Origin of the sequence: Mycobacterium sp. GA-2829 (assembly GCF_001499965.1) — a bacterium.
Classification (GTDB): Bacteria; Actinomycetota; Actinomycetes; order Mycobacteriales; family Mycobacteriaceae; genus Mycobacterium.
Genome location: NZ_LQIT01000019.1, coordinates 52,459 through 64,754 on the forward strand (window position 1 = coordinate 52,459; position 12,296 = coordinate 64,754).

Below are 12,296 nucleotides of genomic sequence, written 5' to 3' on the forward strand. Positions count from 1 at the left end.
ACAGACAATGACGTCAGTAGACATTTCCTTTGACGCCGTCGTGATCGGCGCCGGCGCCGGCGGATTGTTCACCGCCGCACGCCTGACCAAACAGGGCTACCGCACCCTGGTCGTCGAACGGCTGGACAAGGTGGGCGGCCGGGCATCCACCGACGATATCGACGGATTCAAGGTCAATACCGGGGCGATCGTCATCGAGGTCGGCGGAATCACCGAGGAAACCTGCCGAGAGGTCGGCGCCCGCTTCGATATTCGTGAACCGCAGCCGCCCATTCTTTACCGTATCGCAGGCAAGGACGTCGATGTCACCGGCGGCGGCTGGGGCTTTCTGCTCGGCAAGCTCACCCGTCAAGGCGCAAAGTTGGTGAAGGGCATCGGCGCCGCCCGCAACGACTCCGGCCTTCCTGAAGATGAACTCTCCACGGCGGATTGGGTTTCGAAGTACACCAGCAACGAGGGCGTGCACGGGATCTTTCGCAATATGTGCGCATCGGTCTTCGCGGTAGGTTCCGAAGATCTGCCGGCGCGGGTGTTCCTGACGTACTTCACTCGAAAGAGCGCCTTCAAGCGATTCGGATTCCATCCGGAGGGGACAATCGGCATCTGGCGGGCATTGGCCGAGGTGGTCGAGAACAACGGCGGACAGGTATGGCTGTCAACTCCGGCCACCAAGATCTACAAGGGCGACAGCGATGTCGTCACCGGCATCGATGTCGTCCGAGACGGCGAAACTGTGCGCATCGATGCTCCGATTGTGGTCAGCGACATCGGCCCTTCGGCCACGGTGGCGCTGCTCGGCGAAGAGAATGTGCCGGCTGACTATCGGGATCTCGTGAAGAAGGCCGACCGTCCGACGTCGATGGTCACCATCAATTTCGCCAGCCAGGAACGGCTGATCGATGTCCCTGGGATGTTGAGCTTCGCGAAGTCCCGCCGGCTGGCCTACATTGCGAACTTCACCGATGTCTGCCCGGAGATGGCCCCGCCCGGTTGGAACCTCTATGTCGGGACCTCGGTGCCGAAGAACCCGACCGGCGACTTCGACGAGGAAGCTGAAACCGAGTTCCTGCTGCAGGACCTGCGGGACAATATCGACGATTTCGACCGTCGTGCTCGCATACTGAACGTTGCCGTCACCCGCGACGATTGGCCGCCACAGCGGGCTGTCGCCGGATACGACCTGACACATGACACCCCGTTCGAGGGTCTGTGGAACGTCGGCGACGGCGTCAAGGAATACGCGAACGGCGGAACGACCGCGTGTGCCGAGACGGCCAAGATCGTGGTGGAGAAAATCGTCGCCGCGCACAAGCCGGCGGTGGTGCGCTGAGTACCTGGAGTTCCGCCCTGAGTCGGCGTGTCGCGAACGCGCGCAGTGCTCTCTTCGTACCCGGCAACCGCCCCGACCGGTTCGCCAAAGCGGGAGACAGCGGAGCTGACATCGTGATCCTGGACCTGGAGGACGCCGTCGCGGGCGACGCCAAGGATTTCGCCCGGACCGCGGTCGGAGAATACCTCGATACGGGGGTTGAGGTCATCGTGGGAATCAACGGTTCCGACACGGACTGGTTCGCCGACGATGTTGCCGCATTGGAGAATCGAAGATGCGCCGTCATGATGCCCAAGGCACATAGTGCGGCACAGCTTGATGAAGTGGTCGCAGCGCTTCCCGCCAACACACCGCTGATCGCGTTGATCGAGACTGCCCGTGGCATCAGCGATGCCGCGGAGATCTGCGGTGTGGAATCGGTTGTCCGTGCGGCGTTCGGCAGTATCGATCTGTGTGCCGAGCTGGGGATCGATCCTGATGCTCACCAGGCACTGCACTACGCGCGCAGCGCCGTGGTGATCGGGTCGGTGGCGGCGGGGTGCGCCGCGCCGCTCGACGGTGTGACCACCGATCTACGTCCGGACGGCAGAATCGTAGAGGACCTGGCGCAGGCGGCCAGTCTGGGCTTCACGGGTAAACTGTGCATCCATCCGACCCAGGTCGGTGCGGCAAACGAACACTTCTCGCCATCGGCGCAGGAGCTGGACTGGGCCAGGCGGGTCGTTTCGGAAGCCTCGGGCGGCAGTGCATGTGTGATCGACGGGAAAATGGTGGACAAGCCGGTAGTCGACCGGGCCCGGGGCATTCTCGCTCGGGTCACCGCGCGGCAACGGTCCACCGGAACTGGTTGATGCGCCGAGAATCCGTTCGCAATAGCGCCTGTTTGTCGGCTACCGCGCCCCATCCAGGTAGGAGTTGAACCCGTAGCGTCGGTATGGCCCGAGCATGACCTGTTCCAGCACGCCGAGTCCCTGCTGTCCCCGCCAGGTCGCTCGCACGAGTTGCTGGACGTGCAGATTCTCCGGCGCCAGCGGGGGTAGGTCGTCGAGCTCATAGTTTTCGGATCCGACGGCCAACTCGTCGTGCCATTTTCCGTGTCCCCAGATCGGATGGCCGTAGCCAAGCCCTTTCATCTGAAAGGTGGCCAAGGGCTCCAACGTCAGCTCATCTACACTGCCGTCGGCAGAATGGGTCAACAGTGTTGCAGCGCGCGCTCGCCGGGTGCCGGTGGCCCAATCGATCCGGTGTTCCACCCGTGCCAACGGTAGAGGCCGGCCGCTACCAGGCCCCTTGGAAACAATGCGGGCGTCGTGCGCCCACGTCGTGCCGTCCGGATTCTCGAAGACCAGGTAATGGAAGCAATCGTGCTCAAAATGAATTGGCGCCCAGAGGAAAAGCACCTCCGGCGGGGCGTCGGGGGCGCCGTCGCCCCACCCGGCCGTGGAACGCGCGCCCCACGACCGATCCTTGGTCGCGTAGATCCCGTCACCGAGATCAACCCGGCGACCGTCCACCTCCACACTGCCGCTCCAGGAACCCCACTGCGTTGCACGGGTGGCATCCATGAACAACCGCGCGCCCACGTACGAGAGTTGGCGGGGTTCCTCGATGACATCGGTTGACGCGGTATACGTCAAATCCGCGACCAGGCCGTGCTCTGGGGCGTCGATGATCACACGATTCGTTCGCATCGGCTCGACGATCTCGATCCGGATCGGGCCGACGCGTGTGTTCGTCGGGTCCGGATGGAGGCGTCCACTCGCGAACACAGAGCGTTGCCGGCCGGACTGGACGATAGAGAAGGCTCCGTCGACGATTCGACGGTTGGGGTACACGCAGAACGCAATACCGAAAATGAGGTCTTCGCGAAATCCGTTGAACCAGAACCGGTCGTAATGGTTCGGATTGCCACCACCACACTGCGCCAGCGGCGCAGCGGTCTGGTGGATCGGGTAATCGTCGAAGTCGATCAGCAAGGCTTCTTCCAGTTCCTGATGTCGTTGAGCACTGGTCGTTTAGCCGACACGCCGGCCTACGTCGGCGGCGCGGTGTGTTCGGGCTGGGTGGCTTCCTCGACTTCCCGGTGATAGGTGCACATACCGTCGACGATGCTGTCGACGACCTCCGGAGGACGAGCAGTCAGTCAGGGGCGTACCCCCCAGATGTCCTTCGAGTGTGGGAGCCACCCTTATGCTGGGTGCCTTCAGCCGGAATGGCGTCGTCCCCGGCCCGTCGCGACCGTGTGGCTCCGTGTGCAACAGAACGACGTTCATCGGTCGGTCAACGATGCCAGTGCCGCAAAGCTGTCGTTCTCGACGATCTGTTGCGCAGCCCGGCTAGCCATCGCAGCGAACATCGAGTCGCCGCGCTCGGTGCTCGCCACGCCCAGCGAGATGGGAATGTTGAGGACAAGAGCGTAGAGGGCATGTGCCTGGTATTCGCGCCAGCACTGGTCGAGGGTGTATCCGGAGACACCGTGGGCGATAAGTAAGCGGTGATAATGCTCGACCAGGGCGCGCTCGTGAGATGACCGGTCCGTTTCGCTGAGCGAGGTGCCCAGCAGGTAGGACACGTCGATCACACCCGGGGCCGCCGCGACGCTCTGCCAGTCGATGACAGCGATGGGCGTTGTGCCGCCCTTCGCCTCGAACAACAGGTTGTCGAGCCGGAAGTCGCCGTGCCACAACGTGCGGTGCTCCGCCAAGGTGGCCAGCCAGGCCGGCACCTCCCGGCCCAGGCGTTCGACCGCGTCGATCTGCGCGGACTGGAGATGACTGCCGAACCGGTCCAGCCACGGGGCGATCACTTGCGGAATGCTACCGCCCAGTGCATTCCATACATGCTCGACGGGAAGCCAGGACTGTTCCCGCAGGGTGACGTGATTCCACGATCCGGCGTGCAGAGCGGCAGCCTGCTCCAGTGCCAGCGCTGCCTGGTCGACGGTGCACCCGCCGACCTGTTCGACGGTGGCGGCGGGTCCCAGGTCTTCCAGGAGCAGGAGGAAATCGCAGTTGTTGTCAGCGATCTGGCCGAAGTAACACCGCGGCGACCGTACCGGAGTCAGGCCGGCAAGATGTTGGTAGAAAAAGACCTCTCGCTGGTAGGCGCCGGTCGCCAAGCCCATCTGGCGGCTGGTCGGGTCGGTGCTGGGCACCTTCGCAATGACGCTGTCCGGAGCTCCGTCCGGACGATTCGCGTACTGCAGCGACAGCCGATAGCTGTGTGCCATCTGGCCGGTTCCCACCGGCGCGCAGTCCAGGTCGGTGATCTCCAGACCGGACCATTCGGCTCGACCCGACAGCAGCGCCGTCAGACCTTCCGGAGTCACGTCGTCCTGGGCGTACGGAATGGTCGTCATTGACACACCTTCTGTTTCAACGGATATTGCGATAGGCAGGAATGATGGGTTCGAGTTCGTACGGAGCCGCGCCGTGCAGGATGACACCGTCGGCGCCGAGGTCCAACTGACGTTTCACCGTCGCTGCGCACTGCTCAGGGCCGCCGGATGCGGCGACCGCGAGCCATTCTGCGGGCAACAGTGAGGCGATGTGTTCCAGTTGATCGATCGTCGTCGACGGACTGTCGATGACGCGGATTGCGCCACCCGGCGGCTGAAAGTCCCGGACCACCGGATCATCGCGGAACCGTTGCAGCACCGATGGATCCCAGTCGTTGGTGGTGACCATCAGATCGCCGTAGCCCTGCAGGTAGGTGGCCAGGCGCCCCACCGTTTTACGAAGTCTTTGTTCCTCGGGCAGGTGATCGCCGATTGTCGCTAGACACGACCACACCTGCACCGAGGCCGGATCCCGCCCGGCCTCCTCCGCGGCCCGTTTGACCGTGCGGACGCATCGTTGCAGCGTTTCGTCGGTGAAGAAGGTGTGCAGAATGACCTTGTCGAAAGCGCGTCCCCCCAGCGCGAGCGACCTGGGGCCGAACGCGACGACGCCGAGTTTGACGTCCTCGTCGAAGTTCGGGTCCAGGCGCAGTGCGGGATAGCGGCCGATCGGGCCATCGTGACCCACGATCGTCTCGCCCCGGAAGAGTCTGCGCATGACGTGCGCGAAATCCTCCATCTGCGCAGTGGTGATCTCCGACATGCCGAACGCCCGCTGGATCGGCGGCACCCCGCGGCCGATCCCGAGGGTGAACCGGCCGCCGGTGAGCCGGTGCATCGTGGTCGCGTAGGCGGCCGTCACAATCGGATGACGGGTGTTGTGATTGGTTGCGCCGGTGGTGATTCCGATGTTCTCACTGACGGCTCCGGCGGCCCCGCAGATGGTTGCCGCTTCTTTGGTGGAGAAGCGCTCGGAGATGAAGCATTCGCCGATGCCGAGCCTTTCCGCATCGCGCACCTCGTCGATCAGGTCGCGTGGATGGTCGGCCTGTCCGGCCAAGGTGTAGAACCCGATCTCGGGCATGATCGCGTTCACAGCGGCACCGCCGTCGGCATCGGGGCTCCGGGTGCGACAAAGATCGGGCTCGGTTCGCCGGCGGACCACCCGCCATCGACCACGAACTCGGCTCCGGTGCAGTAGCGGGCATCGTCACTCGCCGCGAACAGCACGACGGGCGTGACGTCTTCCGGGGTTGCGACACGATCAATGGCCAATCGTCCGTGCACTGCCTCCTCGGGGATGCCCTCCAGCAATGGGGTGCGGATATAGCCTGGATGAACGGAGTTGACCCGGACGCCGGCGGCGCCGAGTTCCATGGCTGCAACCTTGGTGATTCCTCGGATCGCGAACTTGCTCGCGGCGTAACCACCGAGAAGAGGGCTGCCGATCAGGCCGGCGAAGGAGGACACGTTGACGATCGCGCCGCCGCCGGCCCGGATCATCGACGGGGCGACAACCTTGATGCCGAAGAACGTCCCGTCGAGATTGACGCTCAAGACTCGGTGCCACTCGTCGACGTCCGTGTCGACCAACGCCGCCGGCGTGCCACCGATCCCGGCATTGTTCACCAGGACGTGCACAGGGCCGAAGCGATCCTCGGTCGTTCGCAGCACGTCACTCCACTGCATCAGGTCGCTGACATCGAGGTGGACATACAGCGCAGCATCGCCGAGATCGTCAGCGAGCGCTTGTCCTTCGTCGTCCAGAACATCGGCGACGACGACGCGGGCGCCTTCGGCCGCGAATCCGCGGACGTGGCATGCACCCATCCCACGGGCACCGCCGGTGACCAGGACGGTGCGGTCACCGAATCGTTGGTTCACGGGATCAATACCGCCCTTCCGTTGATGGTCCCTGCTTCGAGTCGGTCGAACGCCGTGATGGCGTCGTCGAGGGTGAACGTGTCCACGTCGACCGTCAGGTGTCCGGCCGCGGCCAAAGCGACGCAGCTGAGCAGATCGTCCTTGGTACCGCCGTAGGACGTGCGTACTGATGCTCCCCACGGCCAACCTGTCCCGAACCGCGGTGTGGCCGTGATCGGTACCTGCCCGGCGCCGATGCCGACCAACTGGTAGATCCCGTCCGGGGCGACCGTATCGGCTGCCAACTCGACGGTGGCCTGATTCCCGACGAAGTCGAAAACAGCGTCGGCGCCACGGCCACCGGTGACTTCGAGAAGTGTTGCGACAGTCTCGTTATCGGCGTGCAGAACCTCATGGGCGCCGTGTCGACGTGCAGTTCTCAGCCGATCCTCGCTCAGGTCGATCGCGATCACCCGAGCCGCCGAGACGGTCCGCAGTATCTGGACGGCGAGATGCCCGAGGCCGCCGATGCCGATAACCACGGCAGTCGACCCCGGGCGCAACGCTCTCGCGGAGTTGCGGATTGCGTGATAGGGCGTCATGCCCGCGTCGGCCAGCGGCGCCGCGGTCACTGGGTCGAGATTCGCAATGGGCACCAGATACTGGGCGGGCACAGCCATGTACTCGGCCATCCCGCCGTGTGGGCCCAGACCCGGTGTGGCAGGCATCGCCAGGCGGCCGGACTGGTGGCAGACGTTGTCGTCGCCACGCGCACATGCAGCGCAGGCACCACAAGCCCAGATCAAGTGGACCAGGGCCGCGTCGCCGACACTCCAGCCCCTGACCTGTGAACCGACCTCGGCGATGTGCCCGGCGGTCTCGTGTCCCAGCGTGGTCGGCTGTGCGAAGAACTGTTCGGGCAGATGGCGGATGTGGATGTCCGAATGACATAAGCCGGCGGCACCGACCTTGAGCAGGACGTCGCCGACGCCGATCGCCGGCACCTCGGTATCGACGACCTCCAGCCGTCCGGGTTCCACCAGCTGGACCGCCTTCATGCGTGCACCGCCTGGGAATGCGGCGCCAGCACGCGGCGCAGGAAGGCAACCTGGTGCGCGGCGACGCGGTCATGGTGTGAGGCGCCGGGGTACACGTCGAAGTGATCGCAGGGGTAGTGATGCACGGTGGCCCGGAGTCGGTGCGCGGCAGCGGTCGCCGCGCTTGGTGGAGCGGACTGGTCACCATCGGCGATCTGCATCAGCACGGGGCAGCTGATCTTCCCGGCTGCAGTGATCGGGCGGTAGGCGCCGATGCGCAGGAAGATCCGTGCCGCGATGGCGTTGCGCCAGCTCGGGCCCGCGATGTTGCGCATGCCGTCGACAGCGCTGGGCGAGCACAGCGCGGCGACCTCCCCGGGCCTGCCGACCACCGGAGCCAGCACCGGCGGTCTGCGCCGGACCGCGGACACCACGTCGGCAAGTCCGGAACCGATCAATCTGGTGACGTGCGCAGCGCCATTGGCTTTCAGCATCTGGGCGACTGCCGCGAGGCCGTCGACGGCGGCGGTCAGGCTGATCACCGCGGCGATCTCCGGGTCGGCGGCGGCGACGTTGAGCACGTGCCCGCCGGACAGTGACACGCCCCAGACCACTATGCGTGCCGGATCGACGCCCGGCAACGAGCGCGCGAAAGCCACTGCCGAGTGGTAGTCGGCCAGCTGCCCGGGCAGATTCACCACCTGCTTCGGGCTGCCCGAGGAGGCCGCGAAGTGCCGGTAGTCGAAAGCGATGACATCCGCACCGGCCGCGGACAACACCTCGGCGAACCCCGCCAGTCCGCAGTCTCGGGTGCCGCCGACTCCGTGCGCCATGACGACGCATGGGCGTCCCGCCGAGCCTGCGAGATCGTCGTTGGTCGACTGATAGTGATCGGCGTCCAGGTAGCCGCCGCCAGGGGTCGGGATGGAAACTTGTTCTACAACACTCACTGTTCACCTCCGAGGGCCGCCGCGACCCAGATGTGCTCCAGGGTCGCGTGCACGGATTCCGGGCTGTCCAGGCCGCCGCCGCGCAGGTAGCGCTCCAGCACAAGGGCGTTCAGGGAGATGAGGGAGTGCGCGAGGTCCCTGGATGGGATCGATCCGCCGCGGCGGTGGGTCTCGATGTAGGCGGCCACGAAGTCCTCGTACTTGCCCAGCCAGGTGTCCCAGATGCTGCGCGTCTCCGGGTCGGCGTCGCGGGCGTCGAGCATCGCCAGGAACTTCCGGCGCTGCGTGACCCACGATTGGACCGTGAGGTACAGGACGCGGGACAGTTTTTCCCGAGGATCTCCTTGCTCGTCGATCACCGCGCTGACCTCCGCGATCTGTCGCTCGAAGATCTCGGTGAGCAGGTGGGTGACGGCTTCGTTCTTGCTGCTGAAGTAGAAGTAGAAGGCCGACCTGGCCAGGCCGGCCTGTTCGGCGACTTCGGCGACGGACACATCCGCGAGTGACTGGGACTGCAGTTGCGCCGACAGAACTGCCAGCAGCCGCGACCGCCGAAGCTCGCCTCGCGGTTGCGGTCGGTTCGGGTTGCGACGGGCGGGCGGCACCAGAACGTCAGCCGACATGTGCGTAGGACTCCGGGACTCGGCCGGTCAGGACGACCGGACCATGCGCGGCGACCCTGCGTGCGCCGGCCGGGAGCTCACGTTTGCGCATGTTGCGCTCGTAGTCGAAGTAGTCGACCTGTTGGGTGTGCCGCGGTCGATCGGCGAAATGCCCGATGTACTTTCGTTCGTCGGCAGCAATGGTCTTGTGCATCTCGGTGATCGACGGTGGCCGGTAGGTTCCCGCGAGGTAGGCGGCAGCCATCCGGGCCTGGCTTTCCACGAACGGGAACAGCGTGGGGAGCGCCTGAGCAAAGCCCACGAACACCAGGTCGTCCAGACCTGGCTTGAGCATCCGCTTGTACAGCGGCAGCCGGTTGTCCGGTGCGCTGAGGAACTCGGGATCGAAGAACGGGAAGGTGATGTTGTACCCGGTCGCGTAGATGATGACGTCCGCCTCAACCGAGGTGCCGTCGACGAAGTGCACCGTATCGCCGTCCAGGCGTTCGATGTTGCCCTTCGCGACGGCATCGCCGGCCCCGAGGCGCATCAGCAGCTCGGCGGATTGGGTGGGGTGGGCTTCCAGGAAGTGGTGGTTGGGGGTGGGCAGACCGTAGTGCTCGGGGTCCCCGAACAGCAGCCGCGCCAACGGACGCATGACCCGCCGCTGCCAGGACAGTGGAATCACGGGCACGGTCCTGGCCAGCTTGTCCGATGTCATGCCGAAGATGTACTTCGGAACAACCCAGGCTCCAGAACGCGTCGACAGGTACACCGTATTCTGCCAAGACTTTTGGGACAGTTCGGAGACCAGGTCCGCGGCCGAGTTGCCGATCCCGACAACCACGATGCGCTTGCCCTTGAGGTTCAGTGGCTCGGTGGGATCGATGTAGGCGTGCGAGTGGATGGTCTCGCCGTTGAACTCGCCGGGGAAATTCGGGAACCGCGGATCCCAGTGGTGGCCATTGGCGACCACCAGCGCGTCGTACACGCGGCTCTGGCCGTCACTGGTGTCGATGCGCCAACCGCCACCGGGGAAACGGTGCGCGCGCCGAACCTCGGTGTTGAAGTGGATGTGCTCGCGAAGCCCGAAGGCATCGGTGTAGTCGTCGAGGTAATCCTTGATCTGCGAGTGGTGCGGGTAGTCCGGGAGATTGGGATCCATCGGAAAGTCTCTGAAGCACAGCAGATCCCGTGAGGTGTCGATGTGCAGCGAGCGGTACGAGCTGGAGTGTCCGTTGGGGTTACGGAAGGCCCAGTTGCCGCCCACCCGATCCGAGGATTCGAAAACGTCGAACGAGACTCCCGCGTCACTCAGATTCTTGGCGGTGGTCAGGCCACTGATACCGGCGCCGATGATGGCGGTACGGGGTGTGGTGTGCATTGAACTCCTCGTCAAATGTGTCTTCCCTCACGGGTTGGGACTGACCGTAGGGACAAAAGCTGACGGAAGTCAAGATTTTCAGCGGATTTTTTTACTCCCTGATCGAATTTGTCACCGTGGGCTTCGGCACTGATGTCGTTCCGCGCGTCGGCTCGCTGCTCTCGGGTTTCATATCGAGCCGGGTGCGGCCTGAAAGCGCTTCGCTTGGCGCAGTTGACGGCGGCTTGAGGTGCGTCAATGCCGCCCTGTGAAAGGTGCGGGGTGGCGTGCAGGCAGTCGACCCAGAGTCGATGCGCCCTTCCTTGACCGGGCCTTGGCGCCCGCGCCTCTCTTGCCACCGAACGCGATCAGCCCCTACTCTTTTAACACGTTTTAAGTCACGTCGAGTGGGACGGTGTCACACATGTCACGTCGTATACAGATCATCTGCGCCTGGTGTGGCCCGGGAACGGTGGTCGTCACCTTGACCGGCTGGCTGATCGCCGGGATACTCCCGGTCCCGTTGGGGTCGTCCAGCACCACCGAGGAGGTGGTCGGTTTCTACGCCAACGACATTAGGGTGCTGTTCGGGCTGGTGATCGCGCAATTGGGCATCTGCCTCGTCTTCCCGCTCATCGGCCTGATCGGCTATCGCATGCTCCGTATCGAAGGGCGCCACCCGCTGCTCACCTTCATCCAGCTCGTGACGGGTGCGGCCACCGGTGTCCTGCTGTTCTTGCCGATGCTGTTGATGGCGGTGATCGCGTTCCGGCCGGACCGCCATCCGGAATTGACCGTCACGCTCAACGACATGGCCTGGTTGATCTTCATCACCCCGATCGCGCCGTTCATCATTCAGAACATCGTCATCGGCACCGCGATCCTCCGTGACAAGAGGGCGACCTTACCGCGGTGGGTGGGTTACACGAATTTCTGGGTGGCGGCGCTGTTCCTGCCCGACCCACTTGCCTTCTTCTTTCACGGCGGACCGTTCTCCTGGCGCGGGGTCTTCGTTTTCTGGTTGGCGCTGACCGCCTACAGCGTGTTCCTGATCGTGATGGGAGTTGTCCTGCGGGCCGCAGCGCTGAAGGCCGATGACCCCGAATCCGAGGCGGATGCCGCCGCTGCAGTGCTCCGCGCCGGTCCGGGTTGATCGCCTGAGTCGGCACGGGCCACCACCTTGAATCTCACATCGAAAAGGTCGCCCTCGGGGCCATCTGTCGGTGGGGTAGCGGCTGACATGGGTCGACACGGACTGACCCGAATCGCCGTGCGAGAGCCGAAAACGGCAGCAAAACGCGAGATCTCTTACAAACCATAGGTTGACTTATGGTGTCGTAAGTGTGACGATGGCCTCACATCAGCACACCGCACCGCAGTGTTGAATCAAAGATAAATTAAGGAGAACGATGGGGTTCGCCAGCTCTGACGAGGTTGTCAAGTACATCGGGGGCATCTTCGAAGCCGCCTTCGAGGATCCGGAGATCGGGCCCAAGTTGGTGGAGACCGGTCTGGTCGTCGCTTTCGACTTCACCGATCCCCAAGCCGTGGTGCTGATCGACATGGCAAACAAGACCGTCCACAGTGCAGTCGATGCGGGCAAGGAGCCGACGGCGACCATGTCGATGACCGCCGACACAGGCAATGCCTACTGGCAGGGCAAAGTGAATCTGCCGCTGGCGATGGCCAAGAAGAAAATCAAGGTCGAGGGCAATGTCGCCAGCCTGCTGAAGCTCGCCCCCCTGGGCAAGAAGCTCTACGGGCCGTACGTCGAACGGTTGAAGGCCGACGGCCGCGACGATCTGCTGGCCTGA

The 12,296-nt window shown here is 64.3% G+C and carries 12 protein-coding genes; 4 read left to right on the forward strand and 8 right to left on the reverse strand.

Translation table 11 applies throughout. The features are described 5' to 3' along the window. Positions 1-7: 7 nt before the first annotated feature. Together AU194_RS13340 and AU194_RS13345 are read left to right on the forward strand one after the other, a co-directional pair. The gene (locus AU194_RS13340; RefSeq protein ID WP_059089734.1) at positions 8-1,330 is read left to right on the forward strand and encodes an NAD(P)/FAD-dependent oxidoreductase; all 1,323 of its coding nucleotides are present in this window, start codon (positions 8-10) and stop codon (positions 1,328-1,330) included. Between the two features lie 17 nt (positions 1,331-1,347). Further along, positions 1,348-2,181 carry a CoA ester lyase gene (locus AU194_RS13345; RefSeq protein WP_059089770.1) on the forward strand — a complete coding sequence of 278 codons (834 nt, stop codon included), beginning with the start codon at positions 1,348-1,350 and terminating at the stop codon, positions 2,179-2,181. Between the two features lie 39 nt (positions 2,182-2,220). On the opposite strand, the gene AU194_RS13350 is transcribed toward AU194_RS13345, so the two are convergent. The 8 genes from AU194_RS13350 to AU194_RS13385 all read right to left on the reverse strand — a co-directional run bounded on the left by AU194_RS13350 (position 2,221) and on the right by AU194_RS13385 (position 10,503). Further along, the gene (locus tag AU194_RS13350; RefSeq protein WP_059089735.1) at positions 2,221-3,306 is read right to left on the reverse strand and encodes a hypothetical protein; all 1,086 of its coding nucleotides are present in this window, start codon (positions 3,304-3,306) and stop codon (positions 2,221-2,223) included. A 293-nt stretch (positions 3,307-3,599) separates the two neighbouring features. Beyond that, the gene (locus tag AU194_RS13355; RefSeq protein ID WP_059089736.1) at positions 3,600-4,688 is read right to left on the reverse strand and encodes an oxidoreductase family protein; all 1,089 of its coding nucleotides are present in this window, start codon (positions 4,686-4,688) and stop codon (positions 3,600-3,602) included. A gap of 16 nt (positions 4,689-4,704) precedes the next feature. Then, complete coding sequence (locus tag AU194_RS13360) at positions 4,705-5,751, reverse strand: TIGR03857 family LLM class F420-dependent oxidoreductase (protein WP_059089771.1); 1,047 nt, start codon at positions 5,749-5,751, stop codon at positions 4,705-4,707. Positions 5,752-5,759: 8 nt separating this feature from the next. Further along, entirely contained in the window at positions 5,760-6,551 is a 792-nt protein-coding gene (locus AU194_RS13365; RefSeq protein ID WP_082698628.1) for a glucose 1-dehydrogenase, read from the reverse strand. Beyond that, positions 6,548-7,588, reverse strand: a complete 1,041-nt coding sequence (locus AU194_RS13370) for an NAD(P)-dependent alcohol dehydrogenase (protein WP_059089737.1) — start codon at positions 7,586-7,588, stop codon at positions 6,548-6,550. The genes AU194_RS13365 and AU194_RS13370 overlap by 4 nt, the downstream gene beginning before the upstream one ends. Continuing rightward, positions 7,585-8,517, reverse strand: coding sequence for an alpha/beta hydrolase (locus AU194_RS13375; RefSeq protein ID WP_059089738.1), 933 nt, complete (start codon positions 8,515-8,517; stop codon positions 7,585-7,587). The genes AU194_RS13370 and AU194_RS13375 overlap by 4 nt, the downstream gene beginning before the upstream one ends. Then, a complete protein-coding gene (locus AU194_RS13380) occupies positions 8,514-9,140 on the reverse strand; it encodes a TetR/AcrR family transcriptional regulator (RefSeq protein ID WP_059089739.1) in 627 nt (208 codons plus the stop codon). Before AU194_RS13380 ends, AU194_RS13375 begins: the two co-directional genes overlap by 4 nt. Then, the gene (locus tag AU194_RS13385) at positions 9,130-10,503 is read right to left on the reverse strand and encodes an NAD(P)/FAD-dependent oxidoreductase (RefSeq protein WP_059089740.1); all 1,374 of its coding nucleotides are present in this window, start codon (positions 10,501-10,503) and stop codon (positions 9,130-9,132) included. Before AU194_RS13385 ends, AU194_RS13380 begins: the two co-directional genes overlap by 11 nt. Before the next feature lie 559 nt (positions 10,504-11,062). On the opposite strand from AU194_RS13385, the gene AU194_RS13390 reads away from it, so the two are divergent. Together AU194_RS13390 and AU194_RS13395 are read left to right on the forward strand one after the other, a co-directional pair. Further along, entirely contained in the window at positions 11,063-11,635 is a 573-nt protein-coding gene (locus tag AU194_RS13390) for a hypothetical protein (RefSeq protein WP_197417614.1), read from the forward strand. Positions 11,636-11,891: 256 nt separating this feature from the next. After that, positions 11,892-12,296 (forward strand): SCP2 sterol-binding domain-containing protein, encoded by a 405-nt coding sequence (locus tag AU194_RS13395; RefSeq protein ID WP_059089741.1) that lies wholly within the window; start codon positions 11,892-11,894, stop codon positions 12,294-12,296.